This is a genomic window from Serratia sp. CY52157, from assembly GCF_052168495.1.
Taxonomy (GTDB): domain Bacteria; phylum Pseudomonadota; class Gammaproteobacteria; order Enterobacterales; family Enterobacteriaceae; genus Serratia; species Serratia ureilytica.
The window spans coordinates 529,800-549,559 of the sequence record NZ_JBJNMO010000002.1 but is presented as its reverse complement, the minus strand read 5'-3'; the positions used below and the strand labels follow the sequence as shown (position 1 = coordinate 549,559).

21 protein-coding genes are annotated in these 19,760 nt (G+C 61.2%); 11 read left to right on the top strand and 10 right to left on the bottom strand.

The annotated features are described in order from the left end of the window. Positions 1 to 15 precede the first annotated feature (15 nt). From ACJ8IP_RS12395 to ACJ8IP_RS12385, 3 genes are all read right to left on the bottom strand, one after another. Positions 16 to 543, bottom strand: a complete 528-nt coding sequence (locus tag ACJ8IP_RS12395) for a cysteine hydrolase family protein (protein WP_042783932.1) — start codon at positions 541 to 543, stop codon at positions 16 to 18. A 34-nt stretch (positions 544 to 577) separates the two neighbouring features. Beyond that, positions 578 to 1,681, bottom strand: a complete 1,104-nt coding sequence (locus ACJ8IP_RS12390; RefSeq protein ID WP_033652667.1) for a suppressor of fused domain protein — start codon at positions 1,679 to 1,681, stop codon at positions 578 to 580. 163 nt (positions 1,682 to 1,844) lie between these two features. Then, positions 1,845 to 2,717, bottom strand: coding sequence for an oxygenase MpaB family protein (locus ACJ8IP_RS12385; RefSeq protein WP_033652666.1), 873 nt, complete (start codon positions 2,715 to 2,717; stop codon positions 1,845 to 1,847). 242 nt (positions 2,718 to 2,959) lie between these two features. Here ACJ8IP_RS12385 and ACJ8IP_RS12380 point away from each other — a divergent pair, with 242 nt between their 5' ends. The 4 genes from ACJ8IP_RS12380 to ACJ8IP_RS12365 all read left to right on the top strand — a co-directional run bounded on the left by ACJ8IP_RS12380 (position 2,960) and on the right by ACJ8IP_RS12365 (position 6,194). Next, positions 2,960 to 3,403 (top strand): acetyltransferase, encoded by a 444-nt coding sequence (locus ACJ8IP_RS12380; RefSeq protein WP_033642318.1) that lies wholly within the window; start codon positions 2,960 to 2,962, stop codon positions 3,401 to 3,403. A gap of 266 nt (positions 3,404 to 3,669) precedes the next feature. Continuing rightward, positions 3,670 to 4,695 (top strand): methionine ABC transporter ATP-binding protein, encoded by a 1,026-nt coding sequence (locus ACJ8IP_RS12375; protein WP_187048732.1) that lies wholly within the window; start codon positions 3,670 to 3,672, stop codon positions 4,693 to 4,695. Continuing rightward, complete coding sequence (locus ACJ8IP_RS12370) at positions 4,688 to 5,356, top strand: methionine ABC transporter permease (RefSeq protein ID WP_033642316.1); 669 nt, start codon at positions 4,688 to 4,690, stop codon at positions 5,354 to 5,356. Before ACJ8IP_RS12375 ends, ACJ8IP_RS12370 begins: the two co-directional genes overlap by 8 nt. Positions 5,357 to 5,375: 19 nt before the next feature. Continuing rightward, positions 5,376 to 6,194 (top strand): MetQ/NlpA family ABC transporter substrate-binding protein, encoded by an 819-nt coding sequence (locus ACJ8IP_RS12365; protein ID WP_033652662.1) that lies wholly within the window; start codon positions 5,376 to 5,378, stop codon positions 6,192 to 6,194. Between the two features lie 812 nt (positions 6,195 to 7,006). Here ACJ8IP_RS12365 and ACJ8IP_RS12360 read toward each other — a convergent pair. Next, positions 7,007 to 7,651 (bottom strand): TetR/AcrR family transcriptional regulator, encoded by a 645-nt coding sequence (locus tag ACJ8IP_RS12360; protein WP_033642313.1) that lies wholly within the window; start codon positions 7,649 to 7,651, stop codon positions 7,007 to 7,009. Between the two features lie 176 nt (positions 7,652 to 7,827). Here ACJ8IP_RS12360 and bhsA (ACJ8IP_RS12355) point away from each other — a divergent pair, with 176 nt between their 5' ends. The 3 genes from bhsA (ACJ8IP_RS12355) to dapF all read left to right on the top strand — a co-directional run bounded on the left by bhsA (ACJ8IP_RS12355) (position 7,828) and on the right by dapF (position 9,525). Then, a complete protein-coding gene (gene bhsA, locus ACJ8IP_RS12355) occupies positions 7,828 to 8,085 on the top strand; it encodes a multiple stress resistance protein BhsA (RefSeq protein ID WP_033642312.1) in 258 nt (85 codons plus the stop codon). A 193-nt stretch (positions 8,086 to 8,278) separates the two neighbouring features. Then, positions 8,279 to 8,536, top strand: a complete 258-nt coding sequence (bhsA, locus tag ACJ8IP_RS12350) for a multiple stress resistance protein BhsA (protein ID WP_033642311.1) — start codon at positions 8,279 to 8,281, stop codon at positions 8,534 to 8,536. Positions 8,537 to 8,649: 113 nt separating this feature from the next. Next, positions 8,650 to 9,525, top strand: coding sequence for a diaminopimelate epimerase (gene dapF, locus ACJ8IP_RS12345; protein WP_047025637.1), 876 nt, complete (start codon positions 8,650 to 8,652; stop codon positions 9,523 to 9,525). On the opposite strand, the gene ACJ8IP_RS12340 is transcribed toward dapF, so the two are convergent. After that, positions 9,500 to 10,798, bottom strand: coding sequence for an SLC13 family permease (locus ACJ8IP_RS12340; protein ID WP_046686636.1), 1,299 nt, complete (start codon positions 10,796 to 10,798; stop codon positions 9,500 to 9,502). The genes dapF and ACJ8IP_RS12340 overlap by 26 nt on opposite strands. Before the next feature lie 85 nt (positions 10,799 to 10,883). After that, positions 10,884 to 11,789, bottom strand: coding sequence for a bifunctional helix-turn-helix transcriptional regulator/GNAT family N-acetyltransferase (locus ACJ8IP_RS12335; RefSeq protein WP_164107185.1), 906 nt, complete (start codon positions 11,787 to 11,789; stop codon positions 10,884 to 10,886). 500 nt (positions 11,790 to 12,289) lie between these two features. Here ACJ8IP_RS12335 and amyA point away from each other — a divergent pair, with 500 nt between their 5' ends. Together amyA and ACJ8IP_RS12325 are read left to right on the top strand one after the other, a co-directional pair. Then, positions 12,290 to 13,780: an alpha-amylase gene (amyA, locus tag ACJ8IP_RS12330; RefSeq protein WP_164107152.1), complete on the top strand. Its 1,491-nt coding sequence runs from the start codon at positions 12,290 to 12,292 to the stop codon at positions 13,778 to 13,780. 120 nt (positions 13,781 to 13,900) lie between these two features. Further along, a complete protein-coding gene (locus tag ACJ8IP_RS12325; protein WP_033642304.1) occupies positions 13,901 to 14,749 on the top strand; it encodes a PA4780 family RIO1-like protein kinase in 849 nt (282 codons plus the stop codon). Positions 14,750 to 14,757: 8 nt separating this feature from the next. Here the strand turns inward: ACJ8IP_RS12325 and ACJ8IP_RS12320 are convergent, their stop codons facing one another. Further along, entirely contained in the window at positions 14,758 to 14,976 is a 219-nt protein-coding gene (locus tag ACJ8IP_RS12320) for a DUF7661 family protein (RefSeq protein ID WP_033642303.1), read from the bottom strand. Positions 14,977 to 15,045: 69 nt separating this feature from the next. On the opposite strand from ACJ8IP_RS12320, the gene ACJ8IP_RS12315 reads away from it, so the two are divergent. Beyond that, positions 15,046 to 15,873, top strand: coding sequence for an AraC family transcriptional regulator (locus ACJ8IP_RS12315; RefSeq protein ID WP_164107153.1), 828 nt, complete (start codon positions 15,046 to 15,048; stop codon positions 15,871 to 15,873). Here ACJ8IP_RS12315 and ACJ8IP_RS12310 read toward each other — a convergent pair. From ACJ8IP_RS12310 to lsrG, 3 genes are all read right to left on the bottom strand, one after another. Continuing rightward, positions 15,849 to 16,442 carry a LysE family translocator gene (locus ACJ8IP_RS12310; RefSeq protein ID WP_164107154.1) on the bottom strand — a complete coding sequence of 198 codons (594 nt, stop codon included), beginning with the start codon at positions 16,440 to 16,442 and terminating at the stop codon, positions 15,849 to 15,851. The two genes, ACJ8IP_RS12315 and ACJ8IP_RS12310, sit on opposite strands and share 25 nt — an antisense overlap. An 82-nt stretch (positions 16,443 to 16,524) precedes the next feature. After that, positions 16,525 to 17,430: an EamA family transporter gene (locus ACJ8IP_RS12305; RefSeq protein ID WP_108680316.1), complete on the bottom strand. Its 906-nt coding sequence runs from the start codon at positions 17,428 to 17,430 to the stop codon at positions 16,525 to 16,527. 87 nt (positions 17,431 to 17,517) lie between these two features. Next, a complete protein-coding gene (gene lsrG, locus ACJ8IP_RS12300) occupies positions 17,518 to 17,811 on the bottom strand; it encodes a (4S)-4-hydroxy-5-phosphonooxypentane-2,3-dione isomerase (RefSeq protein ID WP_033642299.1) in 294 nt (97 codons plus the stop codon). Positions 17,812 to 18,004: 193 nt separating this feature from the next. On the opposite strand from lsrG, the gene lsrK reads away from it, so the two are divergent. Then, positions 18,005 to 19,570, top strand: coding sequence for an autoinducer-2 kinase (lsrK, locus tag ACJ8IP_RS12295; protein ID WP_033642298.1), 1,566 nt, complete (start codon positions 18,005 to 18,007; stop codon positions 19,568 to 19,570). Positions 19,571 to 19,760: the final 190 nt, after the last annotated feature.

Here is a 19,760-nt window from a genome sequence, read left to right as displayed (position 1 = left end):
CCCCGTTTTCCGTACTCAGAACACGATGTCCGCCGCGGGCACGGCGCGGATCGGCACGCCGAAGCTGTCGATATTCGATAACGTCTCGTTATGGTGGGTGCGGATCAGCAAACCGTCGGCATAGGATTTGTCGTGGCAGGTATGCGCATCCGCCGCCAGCGTCACCGGATAGCCGTGCGCCGCCGCGCTGCGCACCGTGGTATCGATGCAAAACGGCGTGGAGTAGCCGCAAACCACCAGCTGCGATACGCCGTTGGCGATCAGTAACGCGCCGAGCGAAGTGCGCAGGAACGAGTCCGGCGTGGTTTTATCCACCCGATGGTCGCCTGGCGCCACCTTCAGCGCCGCAAGCACTTGCCAGGCGGCGCTGCCGTGCGGCAGTTCGTCGTCCGGCGTATGGTGCTGAATCACGATCACCGGCACGCCCGCCCGGCGGGCGCGCTCGCTCAGTTGGTTGATGCGCGCAACGGTGCCCGCGGCATCCGCCGGCGGCGGCGTAAACAACCCTTCCTGCACATCGATAATCAACAGCGCGCTGGTCATGGCGGCTCCCGAAGAGAAGACAAGACAAGTCGCGTCAGCACACCGGCTGGCGCGGGCGGAAAATATGGTCGACGCCCTGCTCGCGCAGCCTGTGCACCAGATCGTGCCCGCCGTTCGGCGTGGCGTGCGCCAGCTGGCGCTCGGCGGTAAACACCGGGCTGGCCCAGAACAGGTTCACCGGGTCGCCATACTGCTGAGGCAACGTCAGGTGCGCGTGATGCGGGTAGAAGGACGACGATAAAATATAGCCTTCATAGCCCAACGGCGCCACGTCGGACTCCAGCGTATGCCCTTCGCCGATCCAGGTCAGCCGCGCCCAAGGGGCGTGAGCGAAACCGGCCAGCGCGCTGGCCATCTGCACCGCGTTGTCTTCGGTCATGTATTGGCTGTCGATGGCGATCGCCATCTCCATGCGGCGATAGCGCGAAGCCTCATCGTTGAACAGGATCTCCACCCACGGCATCGGCCGAATGCTGACGCCCATGGTGAGGAAGTAATAGATGCCGTCGCGCTCGTGCTGAGTGATGGCCATCGGCGGCCACTTGCCCTGATCGATGGCGTAGTATTTTACCGAAGGGCCGAAATGCTGCTCATAGCGCGCCTGAAAATCGCGCTGCATCTTCGGCCACGGATTGCCCTCTTCACGCTGCCAGCTGCGCCAAAACTGGCGGGTGCTTTCCGCCTGCGCATATTGCGTGTTGGTCGAGGCCGAACCGAGCGGATAGGCCAACGGGCTCTCCTTGATGCAGCTGGCCGAATAGCACACCGAATGGTCGATATACAGGCTCCAGCCGGGGATCACCGCCAGCAGTTGGCCGTAATACCACAGGGCCGCGCCGTCGTCGCTTTCGCTCCACACCACCATCAGCCCTTCCGGGTTCAGCGGCGCTTCCCCTTCCAGGTTGCGGCAAAATTCCGCCGCCAGCATCGGCGGTTGCCCCTGCTCCAGCGCGGCGCGATCTTCCTGCAACGGCGCGGCGGCCAGATTGCGCAGCCAGCAGGCGCGCACCTGATAGCGATCGCTGTAGGCTTCGGCGGGATAGATGTAAAAATAGGCTGCCCTGCTCCCTTGCTGAACCACCGCGACCAGCGTCTGGTTCTCATTGCTGACTTCAGCAAGTACGTATGACTCGTTCATATCACCTCAATAGGGTCAGGGCGCGGCAGAATCGGCTGCGCGCAAAAAATGGAATGTGGCTTTGCCCTCAAGTGTAAAACGCATTACTGGCCGGATCACCCGTAAAAGTCTCAAAAACGGCCGTAAACGAAGATAAACAAAGGTTAATTATAGCGGCTGCGGCTCATGACGGCTGAGTGATGCGCCGCACCGCGCGCTGATAGGAACCGTTGCGCATCGACGCGCCCAGCACTTTGCCGAGGCCTGCAGCCCCCGTTCGCACCAGCCGCCGCCGCAATGCGCCCGGATGAAAGCCGAACTGCCGCTGCGCCCAATCGGGCAACAGATCGATGCCCGCCTGCATCACCACCCCGCCGAGCGGGCGCGCCAACGCGCTCGGCGCCGGCGCCTTCAGCAGAATGCGCGCCACCTCTTGGGTGCGTTCGTCACAGACCAGCTGCGGCCGCATCGCCTGCAGATAGTCGTCTACCTCCGCGCAGGACTGAGGGATAGCGGTCGCCCCCAGCGCGGCGGCCACGCGCGCCGCTTCGCGATAGTATTGATCCTGCAAATCGCGGGAAAGATGCGGGTTGCGGTAGCGCAGGTGGCTGGCCAGAAAACGGCTGCTCTCCGCCACGTGCACCCAGGTCAGCAGCGCCGGATCGCTGGCGGCATAGGGCGTGCCGTCGCTGCCGACGCCGGTCACCCGCAGGTGGATGGCTTTGACTTTGGCGATCAGCCGCTCCGCCTCGGCGGTCGGGCCGAAGGTGGTGACCGACACGAACTGGCTGGTGCGGCGCAGGCGGCCAATCATATCGTCGCGGAAGTTGGAGTGATCCCATACGCCGGCCAGCGCCAACGGGTGCAGCATTTGCAACAGCAAGGCGCTGACGCCGCCGCACAGCATCGGGGTGAAATCGCGGTGTACCTGCCAGATGACCGACTGCGGGCCGAACAGCCCCGGATCGCCGGGCGGATTCTCGAAATCGACGCCGCCGAGCGCCAACCCGGTCAGGCTGAGCACCTGTTTTTCTATCGCTGCGCGTACCGCTTCCATCCTGCCGCCCTCTTGCTCATTCAGCGGCCAGTGTATCACGCGGCGAGCGCCTCATTGCGCCCTGCGGCGGTTGAAAGCTTTAACTTACTGAATTACAGTTGTTATACCGCTTGCAACCAGGCGGGCCTATTCGATCCACTGCAGAGGCGCTTTGCAGGGCGTTAACCCACGTTAATTCGGCACTAACCCCACAAAACCTCTATCTAGTTTCTTTTCCTTCAACTTAGATAGCAGAGAGTTCGATGATTACCATCAGAGCACGCGCGGCGGAAGACAACGCGCAATTGGCAGATATCTGGCTGCGTTCGGTGCGCGCCACTCACCACTTTTTAACCGAAGACAACATCGCACAGCTGTTCCCGCTGGTGCTGAACGACTACCTGCCGGCGGTCAACGTTTGGGTGGCCGAAGAGCAGCCGGGGCATCCCTGCGGCTTTATCGGTCTGAACGGCAACAAGGTGGAGATGCTGTTTATCGATGCCGATCAGCGCGGCAAAGGCGTGGGCAAAGCGCTGCTGACCCACGCGGAAACGCTGCACGATGAGCTGCAGCTGGACGTGAACGAGCAAAATCCGCAGGCCAGCGGCTTCTACCGCCACTACGGTTTTGTCATCACCGGCCGCTCACCGCTCGACGGCCAGGGCAACCCGTTCCCGCTGCTGCACATGAAGCTGGAAAAACGCTAGTCCGCCCCCGCCGGCCGCCCTGCGGCCGGTTTTCTCCCCCCTCTCTCGCCCGCCGCCTAATATATCAAATCAGAATAAGTAATAGATTTTACATTCTTCCTGTCACTATCAACCCTCGGTAGGATTGCCCGGTATTCACCCGCAACAGAGGTTCCGTCCGTCACTTCCCGCCGGGTTGTGCCCCGCCGAAAAGCCGAACGATCCTTGTCCGGCGCGACGCGCCCCGGACGGAATGCTGTGATGTATCAATAAGGATCCGCTTCGCTATGATCGTTCTTTCGAACGTTTGCAAAACTTTTGACAGCGCACAGGGCCGCGTCGTGGCGGTTGACGACGTCAGCCTGGCGATAGAAGCCGGGCAAATTTACGGCATCATCGGCTACAGCGGCGCCGGCAAAAGCACGCTGATCCGCCTGCTCAACGGCCTGGAAAAGCCCACCAGCGGCCGCATTGACGTGGGCGGATTCGATATCGCCCGCGCCAAAGGCAGCCACCTGCGCCAGGCGCGGCTGAAAATCAGCATGGTGTTCCAACACTTCAACCTGCTGTGGTCGCGCACCGTCAGCCAAAACATCGCTTTTTCCATGCAGATAGCCGGCGTCCCCAAGGCGCAGATTGCCCCGCGCGTGGCGGAACTGATCGCGCTGGTTGGCCTGCAGGGGCGCGAAAACGCCTACCCGTCGCAGCTCAGCGGCGGCCAGAAACAGCGCGTCGGCATCGCCCGCGCGCTGGCCAATAACCCGAGCGTGTTGCTGTGCGACGAGGCCACCTCGGCGCTCGATCCGCAAACCACCGACGCCATTCTCGACCTGCTGCTGGCCATCAATCGCCAGCTGAAATTGACCATCGTGCTGATCACCCACGAAATGCACGTGGTGCGCAAAATCTGCCACCGCGTGGCGGTAATGGAAAACGGCCGCATCGTCGAAGAGGGGCCGGTGCTCGAGGTGTTCACCCGGCCACAGCAACCGATCACCCGGCAGTTCGTCAAACAGGTGTCGCAGTATGCGGACACGGCTGAGAGCTTCAACCCGCAGCTCACCGCCCACCTGCCGGGGACGATCTTCAAGCTGACCTTCGTTGGCGAACAAACTCATCAGGCGGTGATCGCCGAGGTGATTCGGCGCTACCCGCTCACCGTCAACATTCTGCACGGCAAGATCAGCCACACCCTCAACGGTTCGTTCGGCGAACTGTACATCCACGCCGAAGGCAACGAACAACACGTCGCCGACATGCTCAGCCTGCTGAACGAAAGAGACATCGCCGTCGAGGTTATCCAACATGATTGAATCCCTGTTCCCCCACCTGCGTCTGGACCAACTGTGGGACGCCACCTGGGAAACGCTGTACATGACCGGCATCGCCGGTTTGGCCACGCTGGTGCTGGGCATCGTGCTCGGCGTGCTGCTGTTTTTAACCTCGAAGGGGCAGTTGCTGCAAAACCGCACGGTCTACACCCTGATCTCCGTGCTGGTCAACGTCTTCCGCTCCATTCCGTTCATCATTCTGATCGTGCTGCTAATCCCGTTCACCAAGTCGCTGATCGGCACCATTCTCGGCGCGGACGCCGCCCTGCCGGCGCTGATCGTCGGCGCCGCGCCGTTCTACGCCCGGCTGGTGGAGATCGCGCTGCGCGAGGTCGACAAAGGGGTAATCGAAGCGGCGCGCTCGATGGGCGCCAAAAACCGCACACTGATTTTCCGCGTCTTGCTGCCGGAGAGCTCGCCGGCGCTGGTTTCCGGCATCACCGTTACCCTGATCGCGCTGGTGAGCTACACCGCGATGGCCGGGGTGATCGGCGCCGGCGGCCTGGGCAACCTGGCCTATCTGGAAGGCTTCCAACGCAACCACAGTGACGTGACGCTGGTGGCGACGCTGACGATCCTGCTGATCGTTTTCGTCATTCAGTTCATTGGCGACACCCTGACAAGAACGCTCGATAAACGTTAATTAACCAAGGAAAACGATGATGAAAAAGCACCTACTGATGTTGGCTTTCGCCTCTGTCGCCACCCTCGCCTCTTACGGCGCCGCCGCGGCAACCAAGCTGGTGGTTGGCGCCTCCAATGTGCCGCACGCCGAGATCCTCGAACAGGCCAAACCGATACTGGCGAAGGAAGGCATCGATCTGCAGATCAAGCGCTTCCAGGACTACATCCTGCCGAACACCGCGCTGGCCAGCCACGACATCGACGCCAACTACTTCCAGCACGTGCCTTACCTGAACTCGGTGCTGAAAGACCACGCCGACGACAAGAGCTACGACTTCGTCAGCGCCGGCGCGATCCATATTGAGCCTATCGGCATCTACTCGAAGAAGTACAAGAGCCTGAAAGATCTGCCGGAAAACGGCAAAATCATCATGCGCGACGCGGTGGCGGAAGAAGGCCGCATTCTGTCAATCTTTGAACGGGAAGGCGTGATCAAGCTGAAGCCAGGGGTGAGCAAGGTGGATGCACGCATCGCCGACGTGGTGGAAAACCCGAAACACCTGAAGTTCCAGGCTAACGTTGAAGGCGCGCTGCTGCCGCAGATGTACAACAACAACGAAGGTGACGCCGTGGTGATCAACGCCAACTACGCCATCGACGCCGGGCTGAATCCGACCAAGGATCCGATCGCGGTCGAAAGCGGCGAAAACAACCCGTACGCCAACATCATCACCGTGCACAAAGCCGACGTGAACAAGCCGGAGATCGTGGCGCTGGTGAAAGTGCTGCACTCCAAGCCGATTCAAGACTTTATCCGCGAGAAGTACCAGGGCGCGGTGATCCCGGTCAATCAGTAGTGGGTTAAATGGCCCGGTAAAAGCCGCAATGCCGCTCACTTAAGCCTGAGTGGCATTTTTTTATCCAGCCTCTGGGCGTTCTGTGCAGGGGAATTGCCGTAAATGTCCGCATTTCTCTGTGGCCAATATGAACGGCAATTGGAGGGGCCGATGGCGCGGCCCCTCCACCCGCGCCTTCGCTTAACACCGTCTGTCCGCTACGCGGATACCCTCGCCGCGTCTGCGTTGTCGGGCGGGTCGGCTGCGACAAACATCCCTGTTAGTCTCGCCTCAACCGGCCTTCCCTGGCCGGTTGACCCTGACAACGCCGTCTTGCTCGGCACCCGGTGATGCGCGCTCAAGGTCAACACCTGAGCTGGCTGCTACCGGGAAATCTGTCGCTTATGAGGTTCTGGTAGAGAAGTTGGAGATGAGCGCGGTGTTGGGCGCCCTTGAAGACGCCGAACGCAGGCATAGCGCATTAGGCGAAACCGCCATGGACGGCGGTTTCAGGTGAGACAGGCAGGGACGCCTGTCGCAACCGGCCTCAATGCGGTATGGCGGAGAGAGGACAAATCTGCCTGGAGCAGATTTGAACGCTGCTTGCAGCGGCCCCGAAGGGGCGAGGCCCAGGGATGGGCTGAGTAACGTTGGCAAAGCCAACCGTCTGATAGGGCAAAGGCGCGGGTTGCCAGGGGCCGCGCCTTCGGCCCCTGGCTCGGTCGAGGTGCCTGAGCCACATGGGGCATCTCACTTTTATCGACCGAAAATGTCACGAACGCCTGCAGAAAAACGCTAACTGATCAGCATTGCGGTAAAAACCGGGCCTGTTTCTACACCTTATTGCCAATCTGGCTGAGCCGCGGCCACACCAGCATCAGCGCCTCCAGCAACCGCAACAGATCGTCCCGGCTTGCCCCTTCTCGCGCCTGCACCGACATGCCTTCAATGGTGCAAATCACGTATTTCGCCAGCAGCGCGGTATCGGTTTTCGCCAGCAGCTCGCCCTGTTGCACCTTGCGATCGAAGCAGGCCTTCAGCGCCGCTTCCTGCGCATGATGCTTTTTGCGCAGCATCTGGGCGACGTCGTCGGAAGCGGACGACAGCGCAGCGGAGGCACACACCATAAAGCAGCCGGAGGGGGTATCGGGATCGGTGAAGACCTGAACCGAAGAACGCACGTAGGCCTCGACGATCTCGGCCACCGGCACATCCTGTTCCAACAGCTGGTTGGTGCAGGTGGTGTATTTTTGCAGATAGCGCTCCACCGCCGCGCGGAACATCCCTTCTTTGTTGCCGAACTCGGCATATAGCGTCGGCGCCTTGGCGCCGGTCACTTCCACCAGATCGGCCAGCGAGGTGGCTTCATACCCGTGCCGCCAGAACAGATCGAGTGCGCTTTCCAACGCCCGGTCGCGATCAAATTGTTTGGGTCTGCCACGGCTTTTCTTGCCGCAGACCGCTTCATTGATGCTCATCGTTCCTCTCCTATCCCGCTCCACAGCAGGCTTAGCACAAATAACTTAACGATCATTATAAAAAAATATTGCGCCCTCGTCGAGAACCGATTAGCATTTAGTTATCGATCGTTAATAAAAATTAGCGAACCAGATTAAAACCCTCTATAGACCGTTATCGAAAAGGAATTAACATCATGAAAAGCTTAAAACTAACCTTAGCCGCCCTCACTCTGGCCAGCGTTTCCTTCGGCAGCTTCGCCGCCGATTTGGTCACTAGCCAACCGGCCGACCAGCAAAAAGTGGGCGTCATCACCGTCAGCGGCGCGTCCGATTTGACCTCGCTGGAAAACAGCCTGGCCGCCAAAGCCGATCAGGCCGGCGCCAAATCCTTCCGCATCACCAGCGCCGGCGGCAACAACCAGCTGCATGGCACTGCAGAAATCTATCAATAACAAAGCATTAAACCTGTGGACTGCATATCCTTATTGCTCACAACGCCAGGGCGTAAAAAAAATTAATTAACGAGCATTAAAAAAATACTTGCAATCCGTTAAACCGGCACCTAAGATTAAATTATCGATCGTTAATTAATTTAACGACCTTACAAAACAAACATCGTAAAGAACACTGATAGGAAATAAGACCATGAAAAACCTGAAAATGACCATCGCAGCCATCGCACTGGCTTCCGCCTCCTTCGGCAGCTTCGCCGCCGAACTGGTTAACACGCAACCCGCCGACCTGCAAAAAGCCGGCGTCGTTACCGTCAGCGGCGCGTCCGACCTGAGCAGCCTGGAAAACAAACTGGCGGCCAAAGCCGACGCGGCGGGCGCCAAATCCTTCCAGATCATCGCCACTACCGGTGACAACAAACTGCACGGCACCGCGATCATCTACAATTAATGGCCGGATCGGCAATCGTGCAAAAGGGCGGCTCAGGCCGCCTTTTGTTTGCTTTAACGCCAACGTTCTGTTGTAAGCTGTAGCGACCTCTTCCCGCTGAGCCGAGCAACGCCATGACTCCCCTGCTGTTTCACAAATATCACGGTCTGGGCAACGACTACCTGGTATGCCACCGTTCGGTCGCCGATCGCCTGAGCCTGGAACAGATCCGCCTGCTGTGCCACCCGCATTACGGCATCGGTTCCGACGGCCTGCTGATCGACAGCGGCGACGCCGTCAATCCCACCCTGCGCATCATCAACCCGGACGGCTCCGAAGCGGAGAAAAGCGGCAACGGCTTGCGTATCTACGCGCGGTATCTGTTCGACAGCAAGCGCGTGGCGCATCAGCCGTTTCTGGTGCACACCGCCGGCGGCGACGTGCGTTGCCAGGTGGCGGAAGACGCGCATCAGATAACCGTGGAGATGGGGCGCGCCAATTTCAGCCCGGCGGCGCTGCCGGCCTTGATCGATCTGCCGGAGGCGCTGAACTATCCGCTGCCCCTGAAGGAGGAGACGTTAAGCGTTTCGCTGGTGTCGATGGGCAACCCGCACTGCGTGGTGCCGGTGGAAAAACTGGATCTGGCGCAGGTGCATCGGCTCGGACCGCAGATTGAGCGCCATCCGCTGTTCCCGAAACGCACCAATGTACAACTGGTGGAAGTGGTCGATCGCCAGACGCTGCGCATCGGCATCTGGGAGCGCGGCGCCGGCTTTACCCTCGCCTCCGGCAGCAGCAGCTGCGCCGCCGCCAGCGTGATGCGCAAGTTGGGACGAGTTGGCGAGCGGGTTAGTGTGCGGATGCCGGGCGGCGAACTGCAGATCGCCTTCAGCGGCGATTTTCAGGTCAGCATGCGCGGACCGGTGCATAAAATCGCCACCCTGACGCTGGACGAAGACTGCTTTGCCGGCGGCGCGGGGCTGTTTACGGGATCCACCCCAGCAGCCTGAACCACAGATAGTCCAACGGCACCAGCAGTGCGAAGCTGAGCGCGGCCAACAGCAGGCACAGCTTTAGCCCTTCGCGCGCCGGCACTTTGCCCATCCCCATCGCCACCACGATCGGCGAGGCCTGATACGGCAACAGCGGCGTGGCGTAACCGATCACCTGGGTCATCAGCACCGTCAGCAGCGGCAAGCCGCTGCCTGCGGACAACGCCTGCGCCAGCGGGGTAAACAGCGCCGGCACGCCGTTGGCGGTCACCACGAAATTCAACAGCGCGGTGATCCCCACCAGCGAACCGAATGCGGCAAACGGTTTGCCGTGCAGATCCGGCATCATCGCCAGCAGCGCGCCGCCCAACCGATCGCCGAGCCCCGAGTGGCTGACCAATGCGGTCAGCCCCAGGATCCCCGCCACGTAAATACAGGTGCGCACGTTGACCCCGGCGGCGAACTGCTCGCCGTTGAGAAAACCGATGCGCGGCAACAGGCAGAAGCAGGCCGCCGCCAACCCTATCCAGGCGGGGGCGATGCCGTGCCAGCTGTCGGTCATCCACAACAGTACCGTAATGCCCAACAGCGCGATCAGCCGCCACTCGGCGGCGCTGAGCGGCGTTTGCCCCGCCTCGGTCGCCACTGGCTGCGGCCGCGCACGGAACAGGCCGCAGATGCACAACGTCAACAATGCGCCTTTGGCCACCCCGAGCACCGGGGCATGCAACAGCAGATAAGAGAGATAGGCGAAGTGGCTGCCGTAGGCGCTTTCTGCCGCGCCGCTCATCACCAGGTTAGGCACGTTGGCCGGCAGGATGCTGGCGGAAAGCTGGAAGGTGCCGAACCCCACCGCCAGCGCCAAACCGATGCGGCCGCGCGAGCCTTCAGTCAGACCGGCGCGCTCGGCCAACGCCATGACGATCGGCATCAGCAGCGTAATCCGCCCCATGTTGGAGGGCATGACAAACGCCAACGCGTAGCTTATCGCCACCACGCCGCCCACCAGGCGCGGCCAGGAACCGGCCAGATGCGGCAAGAGTCGGTTGGCCAGGCGATCCGCCAAGCCGGTGCTGCGGATGGCGGTGCCCAACACGAAACCGCTGAGCACCAGCCAGAATGCGGAAGACGCGAAACCGGAAAAGGTCACCGCGGCGGGCGCCAGCTGCAATACCATCACCGCCGCAAAGAACAGCAACGCGACCAAATACTCCGGCAAACGGGCGCTGGCCCATAGCGCGATGACCACCAGCGTGACCAGCGCAGAAAGCGCCATGGGATCCCCCAACATAGTTCTTCTCCCTGATAAAACATTGTGATTGTTATCAAACGGTTAACAGGGTGACACAAGGCGCGGGCGTTAACCTTGAAACCGCTCACATATCGTCGTTCTGCAGATTTTTCAGCATGCACACATTGCAGCCGTGGTGGCCGGTATTGCCGCGCCGTTCCGTCAGCAGCGTGAAACCCAACGCGTAATACAACCCGATCGCCTCTTTCAATTGTTCGGTGGTTTCCAGATAGCAATAGCGATACCCTGCCGCCCGGGCCGCCTTCAGCGCCTGCACCACCATATAGCGCGCCATGCCCAACCCACGCACACCGGGTTTGAAGAACAGTTTTTGCAGTTCGCAATAGCCGGGCTCTTCGCCGGCCAGCGGCGCCATGCCGACGCCCCCCACCACCAGCCCGTCCCGCTCCAGCACCCAGTAGCGGCCGCCGTTGTCGCGATACAGGCCGGTCAGCCGATCGAGATCGGGATCGTGCAGGCTGACGCCTTCCATCTTGTCCATGCCGTACTCGCGAAACACCTCGCGAATGATCGCCGCCATCGCCGCATCGTCGCGCGCGGCGATCGGCCGCACCCGCAGGTTGGCGTCGCGCTGTTTGCGCGCGCTGCGCAGCGCCGCAGTCATCTTTTTCATCGCCGCAGTGGTGCTCGCCAGCTCATCGTCGTCCAACTGCGCCAGCGCCGCCTGCATAAAGCCGTCGGCGTCGCTCTCGATGCCGGCCAGCGCCTTGCCGCCCTGTTTACTCAGCCGATGCAGGTTGTGCCGCTTGTCATCCGGATGATCCACCGTTTCTATCACGCCGGCGGCCACCAGGCTGCGCAGCGCCCGGCTGGCGCTGGCCTTGTCGATGCACAGCCGGGCCGCCAGCTCGGTGACGCCCAGCGGCTGCTCGCTGACTTCGATCATCAGATGGATCTGCAGCGGCGAAAAGCGCGAGCCGTTGCTCTGCTTGTTCAACATGCCGAATTCTCTGACCAAATTGCGCGCCAATGCTCTGAAATCCCTGATGTTCACGACGTTATGTTCTCCTTTTCTCCCACCTTCACGCTACGTTGGATGGATTATTGGTTGATAGTGTTACCTAATTTCGAACATAACGATAACGCATAAACAATTGCGAATGAATAACCAACAGGGCACCCGAATATGTCAAAACATTTCAATTAAAAGAATTTAAACCCAACAAAATAATTATTTTTAAAATTAAAAACCAAATTAGTATTTAAAATTAAAATAAAAACCCAGATAAAATGAGCATAAAAACATCAAAAATTCATAAATAAAAAAACAAAGAAAATATCCACATGAAAAATAAACAATAAAAATAAAAACGTGAAAACTTGATATAAACAACTTAACCGTTATCTCGTCAACGTCGGTTACATATTTACGCCTGCCTTCACGCGCCTGCCTGCGCCATTGTCCCTTTTGCCAAAAGTAGCCCATGCTTTAACTGCACCTCTCCTTCTGGCTAACCGGGACGCTGGCTCATGACGAAAAAAACCACCCTGCTGCAATTCTTCCACTGGTACTACCCCGACGGCGGCAAACTGTGGCAGGAGGCCGCCGAACGCGCCCCGCACCTCGCCGAACTGGGCATTACCGATCTGTGGCTGCCGCCCGCCTACAAAGGCGCTTCCGGCGGTTACTCCGTCGGTTACGACACCTACGATCTGTTCGATCTGGGCGAGTTTGACCAGAAAGGCAGCGTGGCCACCAAATACGGCGACAAGGCGGCGCTCGAACACGCCGCCACTGCGCTGCGCGAACACGGCGTGGGGGTGCTCTACGACGTGGTGTTCAACCACAAGCTCGGCGCGGACGAGAAAGAACGGGTGCACGTGTTCAAGGTGGACGCCAACAACCGCAACGACATTGACGACCAGGGCTTCGACGCGCTGGCCTATACCCGCTTTACCTTCCCCGGCCGCCAGGGCGCGCATTCCGAGTTTATCTGGGATTACAAATGCTTCAGCGGCGTCGATTACGTTGAGCAGCCGGACGATAAAGGGGTGTTTAAAATCGCCAACGACTACGGCGACGACGGCTGGAACGATCAGGTCGACGACGAGAAAGGCAACTACGACTACCTGATGGGCGCCGACGTGGAGTTCCGCAATACCGCCGTGACAGAGGAGCTCAAATACTGGGCGCGCTGGCTGCTGGACACGCTGCCGTGCGACGGCTTCCGCCTCGACGCCGCCAAACACATTCCCGCCTGGTTCTTCAAAGAGTGGGCGGATCACGTGCGCGACAGCGCGCAGCGCGATCTGTTTATCGTCGCCGAATACTGGTCGCACGATCTCAGCGCGCTGCAACAATACATCGAGTTGGTGGACGGCAAAGTGATGCTGTTCGACGTGGCGCTGCACCTGAAGTTTCATCAGGCGTCAAAACAGGGCGACGGCTTCGACATGGCGCAGATCTTCACCGATACCCTGACCGCCGCCGATCCGGCCCACGCGGTGACGCTGGTCGCCAACCACGATACCCAGCCGCTGCAATCGCTGGAGGCGCCGGTGGAACCCTGGTTCAAACCGCTGGCCTACGCGCTGATCCTGCTGCGCGAACAGGGCGTGCCCTGCGTGTTTTACCCCGACCTTTATGGCGCCAGTTACCGCGATAAAGGGCGTGACGGCGGCGAGTACCCGATCGACATGCCGGCGATCCCAGAACTGGAGAAGCTGATTGCCGCCCGCCAGCGCTTCGCCAACGGCCCGCAAACCGACTACTTCGACGACAGCCACTGCGTGGCCTTCAGCCGCGCCGGCACCGCCGACGCCCCCGGCTGCGTGGTGGTGTTGACCAACGGCGGCGAAAGCGGCAAGACGGTCGCGCTCGGCGCCGATCAGGCGCGCACCGCCTGGCGCGATTTCCTCGGTAACCGCCAGGAGGAAATCACCACCGACGACCAGGGCAGCGCCCATTTCCCGGTCAATGCCGGCAGCGTCAGCGTCTGGGTGCCGACAGGCAGCCTGTGAACGCCCGTCGCCGCGCAATGATGCCGCGGCGGCAAAACTAATGTTTGCCTTTCGGGTCTAACTTACGCTATCAACTGCGCAAGCCATTCACACCGGAGCCTAAATAGGGTACAAGGCTGCATGAAAATTCCAAAACGACTCCAGCCGCTGGTGGATGACGGGTTAATCGACGAAGTCATCCGCCGTTTGAAAAGCGGCAAAGAAGCCGACGTGTTTATCGTGCGCTGCGGCGATGAGATTCGCTGCGCCAAAGTGTACAAAGAAGCCGAGAAGCGTAACTTCAAGCAGGCCGTGCACTACCAGGAAGGGCGCAAGGTGCGCAACAGCCGCGACGCGCGCGCCATGAGCAAAGGCTCCAAATTCGGCCGTCAGCAACAGGAAGAAGCCTGGCAGAACACCGAAGTGGACGCGCTGTATCTGCTGGCCAGGGCCGGGGTGCGGGTGCCGCAGCCGGACATTTGCCTGGACGGCGTGCTGCTGATGGAGCTGATCACCGACGAGGAAGGCCTGGTGGCGCCGCGTCTGAGCGATGTCATCCTGACGCCGGAACAGGCGCGCGCCGATCATGCTCTGATGATGAACTACGCGGTGCGCATGCTGTGCGCCGGCTTGGTGCACGGCGATCTGTCGGAATTCAACGTGCTGATGGATAAAGACGGGCCGGTGATCATCGATCTGCCGCAGGTGGTGGACGCCGCCGCCAACAACCACGCCAAAAGCATGTTCGAGCGCGATATCGACAATCTGGCGGAATATTACGGCCAATTTGCGCCGGAGCTGCGCGACAGCCAATATGCCAAAGAGATCTGGGCGCTGTATCAGGAAGGCACGCTGACGCCGGACAGCGTCCTCAGCGGCCGATTCAGCGAAATTCAGAAGCGCGCCGACGTCGGCTCGGTGCTGGAAGAGATCCAGGCCGCCAGCGAGGAACATCAGCGCCGCCTCATGGCGCGCAACGCGGAAGAGTAACGCCCGCGCTACTCGACGCGAAACACGTCCGGCCGCTGCGGGGTCGCGGCTTCGTGATAGATATCCCCCAGATAGCCGGCGATCTCCTCTTCGCGCAGATCCGCCGGCAACACGATATCGTAGCTGGGGGCATATTTGCGCTCCGGCAGCGTCACGCGGAACAGCCGCCATTCGTCCCCGATACGCTTCACGCCTACCAGGCGGCCGAACACGTTAAAAATCATCATCCGCCATTCCCCTTTTCGTCGCTTTCAGGCTATAACACTGTGATGCCGCCGCAGTGAAAAGGAAAGCGCATGAGTGAAAAAACGCCCCAGTTCTGGCGCGACCCGCAGTTGCCTTTTGTCGAAGCGCGCGCCATCAATGATGGCCGCAAAGTGTGCTACAGCCTGCACAGCCACGAATTCTTTTCCATCGGCGCCATCACCGGCGGCGTCAGCACCTATGTCAACGGCGAGCGGCGCATGCAGGTCGGCGCCGGCGATGTGGTGATCATCAATCCGCAGCAGGCGCATGCCTGCAACCCGATCGCCGACCGCCGTTGGTCATACATCATGTTCTATCTCGATCTCGCCTGGCTCGGCGCGCTGCAGCAGGAAATGATGGGCGGCGACGGCGACCGCTTTGTCCCCTTCAGCCGGCCGCTCAGCCGCGATCCGGCGCTGTTCAACGGGCTGAACCAACTGTACGCGCTGCTGACGAACGCGCAGTGCGGCGCGCTGGAAAAACAGATCGCCCTGGTGGAGTATTTCAGCGCCCTGCAGCTCGCGCTGGGCAGCGGCCGCCAGCCGGAGACGCCGCCGCACCCCCGACTGGAAGCGGCGGCGGCGTTTATCGACGCGCACTGCACTCAGTCGCTGACGCTGGAAGACATTTGCCACGCCGCCGCGCTCTCGCCCTCCTACCTGATCCGCGCCTTCCGCCAGCGCTACGGCATGACGCCGCACGCCTATCTGGTCAATCGCCGCGTGCAGCACGGCCATCGGCTGTTGAAAAGCGGCCTGCCGATCGCCACGGCCGCCAGTGAAAGCGGCTTTGCCGATCAGGCGCACTTCCAGCGCACCTTCAAACAGCTGCTGGCCGCGACGCCCGGCCAGTATCAAAAACCCTCCGCCAACAGATAGCAGGCGCTGGCCGCCAGCAACGCCGCCATCGCGCGATTGAAACGCTGTACGTTGCGCGCCTGCCTGAGCAGGCCGCGCAACATCGCGCCAACGTAAGCCCAGCAGGCCACCGAAGCATAGCAAATCACGAAGTAGAGCCCGGCGAACTGCCACAGCAACCGGATGTCGCCGTCGCCGACAAACGCCCCGAGGCTGGCCACCGACGCCAGCCACGCCTTGGGGTTCAGCCATTGCATCAGCGCGCCGTACCAACAGGAAGGCGCCTGCGCCGCACCGTTGCCCAGCCTGCCGTCGTCAAACGCCAGCCGGTAGGCCATAAACAGCAGGAAGGCCACGCCGGCCCACTGGATCAAGCGGGTCAACGCCGGCCACAGGATCAGCAGTTGGTGCATGCCCAAACCCAGCAGCACCAGCAACAGGGTAAACCCCAGCGTGGCGCCGAACACGTGACGCTGGGTCGCGCCAAAGCCGAACTGCGCCCCGGCGCTCAATGCGACGATGTTGACCGGGCCGGGCGTGATGGAGGCCGCCAGCGCAAATGCGGCCATGGAAAGGTAGATATTATTCATGAGGGCACCTGAGGAAAAATTCACAGGCGCCAGAATGCCGGGCCGCGCCGACAACGTATTGAACAGAATTGCCCTGTTAGGTTTAGCGCACCGCGACGGCCCGTCGGCGCGGCAACCCGAAGGTATTGACCGCCATGCCAGCCAGCACCAGCAACGCGCCGCCGAACTGCGCCGGCGACAGCGCTTCGTCCAGCAGCAGCCAGGCGGCGAACAGCCCGATCAGCGGCACCAGCAGCGTCAGCGGCGCGACGCGCCAGGTTTCGTAGCGCCCCAGCAGGCTGCCCCACACCGAATAACCGAACAGCGTGGCGGCGAACGCCAGATAGGCAACCGCCAGCCAGGTGCCGACCTGCACATGGCTCAGGCTGGCCAGCACCGCCTGCGGGCCGTCGAACAGCCAGCTGCAAATCAGGAACGGCAGTACCGGGATCGGCGCGCTCCACACCACCAGCGACAAAATGTTGCGCTGCGGGAAACCGGCCAGGATCTTCTTGTTGGTCAGGTTGCCCAGCGCCCAGGAGAACGCCGCCGCCAGGGTCAGCAACAGGCCCGCCAGGGGGACCGCGCCGCTGCCCGGTTTATGCAGGCTGGCCTGCGCCAGCGCCAGCATGCCGCCGCTGGCGATGGCGATGCCGACGAAATGATTGACGCGCAGCTTTTCGCCCATCAGCACGACACCCAACAGCAGGGTGAAGAACACCTGCGCCTGCAACACCAGCGAGGCCAGCCCCGCCGGCATGCCCACCTTGATGGCGACAAACAGAAAGGCAAACTGCGCGAAGCTCATGGTCATGCCGTAGAGCAACAGCCATTTCCACGGGATGGTCGGGCGCGGGATAAAGAAGATCGCCGGCAACGCCACCAGTAAAAAACGCATCCCGGCCAACAGGAACGGCGGCATCCCCTGCAGGCCGAACTTGATTACCACGAAATTCACGCCCCAGATCACCACCACCAACAGCGCCAACAGCCGATCGCGCAATGTCATCCTCGCCCCGCTTATCCCATTGAAAATTCGCTTTGCCTTGCAGGTTACAACCAAACCGGGCGCATGGACACCGGCAAACGCCGGCGTTTATTCCGGCATCAGGCCGATGAAGGTGGTTTTCTTGCGCGGGCCGGTCATCAGCGCTTCCAGCTTCTCCACGCACTGCAGATAGTGCGGGGTCTGCTTATGCGCCGCCACCGCCTGCTCGTCGCGATAGGCTTCGTAGATATAAAACCGCGTCGGAATATGCTCATCCTGCAACACGTCGAAACGCAGATTGCCCGGCTCTTCGATCGCCCCCAGATGATTGGCGCGGAAAACGTCGATAAATTCGTCGATCTTATCCTGTTTAACGTTGATCTCTACCAATGTGACGTGCATGACAGCTCCTTGTTTAAACGGCGCGCCGCAGCATGGCGCTTTCCAACCATAGGTTTATTCCCGTCGATTGCCCTGCCGCAACGGCAATTTTGCCGCCTGGCTCACAAATCGCACCGGCGATGCCCACCCAGCCCCCGGCGAGGGAAGACGGCGGCATCTATAGTTACTATTCCTCCCCCTGAGAGCATAGGCTATGGATAACTACTTGATGGCGCTGGACGCAGGAACAGGCAGCATCCGCGCGGTGATCTTCGATCTGGCGGGCAATCAGATCGCGCACGGCCAGGCCGAGTGGCAACACCTCGCGGTGCCGGGCGTACCCGGCTCGATGGAATTCGATCTCAACCGCAACTGGCAGTTGGCCTGCCAGTGCATCCGCCAGGCGTTGCAGCGCGCGGGGCTGAGCGCGCAGGCGATCCGTGCGGTAGCCTGCTGCTCGATGCGTGAAGGCATCGTTCTGTACGATCGCAACGGCGTGCCGATCTGGGCCTGCGCCAATGTCGATGCGCGCGCTAGCCATGAAGTCAGCGAACTGAAAGAGTTGCACAACCACGGCTTCGAACGTGAGGTCTACCAGTACTCCGGCCAGACGCTGGCGCTGAGCGCCATGCCGCGCCTGCTGTGGCTGGCGCACCACCGGCCGGACATCTATCGCCAGGCGGCGACGCTGACCATGATCAGCGACTGGCTGGCCTACATGCTGAGCGGCGAGCTGGCGGTCGATCCTTCCAACGCCGGCACTACCGGCATGCTGGATCTGACCAGCCGCGACTGGCGGCCGGCGCTGCTCGATATGGCCGGGCTGCGCGCCGATATTCTGTCGCCGGTGAAAGAGACCGGCGTCGTGCTGGGGCGCGTCACCGAACAGGCGGCGCAGGAGAGCGGGCTGCTGCGCGGCACCCCGGTGGTGATGGGCGGCGGCGACGTGCAGCTCGGCAGCCTGGGGCTCGGCATCGTGCGCGCCGGGCAGACGGCGGTGCTCGGCGGCACCTTCTGGCAGCAAATCGTCAACCTGCCGGAACCGGCCATCGATCCGGAAATGAACATCCGCATTAACCCTCATGTCATTCCCGGCATGGCGCAGGCGGAATCCATCAGCTTCTTTACCGGCCTGACCATGCGCTGGTTCCGCGACGCTTTCTGCGCCGAAGAGAAACTGCTGGCGGAGCGACTGGGGATCGACGCTTACAGCCTGCTGGAAGAGATGGCGGCCAGGGTGCCGCCGGGCGCCTACGGCGTGATGCCGATCTTTTCCGACGCCATGCATTTCAAAACCTGGTATCACGCGGCGCCGTCATTCATCAACATGTCTATCGATCCTGAACGCTGCAACAAACAGACGTTGTTCCGCGCGCTGGAGGAGAATGCCGCCATCGTCTCAGCCTGTAATCTGGAGCAGATCGCCGCCTTCTCCGGCGTGCAGGCCCGCTCGCTGGTGTTCGCCGGCGGCGGTGCGAAGGGCAAACTGTGGAGCCAGATCCTCAGCGACGTCACCGGCCTGACGGTGCGGGTGCCGGTGGTGAAAGAAGCCACCGCGCTGGGCTGCGCGATCGCCGCCGGGGTCGGCGCCGGGCTTTACGCGTCGCTGGCCGAAACCGGCGAGCAGCTGGTGCGCTGGGAGCGCGAGCATCAGCCGGATCTCACCAACCATGCGCGGTATCAGGAACAGAAAGAAAACTGGCGGCGGATTTACGCCGATCAGCTGACGCTGGTGGATAGCGGCCTGACCACCTCATTGTGGAAAGCGCCGGGGCTCTAGCGCCGCGCGCGGCCCGGTCATAACCTTATACCGTTTTATTCCTTTCCCCTCGGCGCGGCGCAAGCCGCGTTTTAACTCGCTGCCGTCATTGTTCCCCCTCAGAAACAGTGTAACCACCGCAGATGGATTTATCTGCGCCTTCAGCCTGCCGTAGATTGTGACTTTGATCACGCCGCGCCCCGAGCGCGGC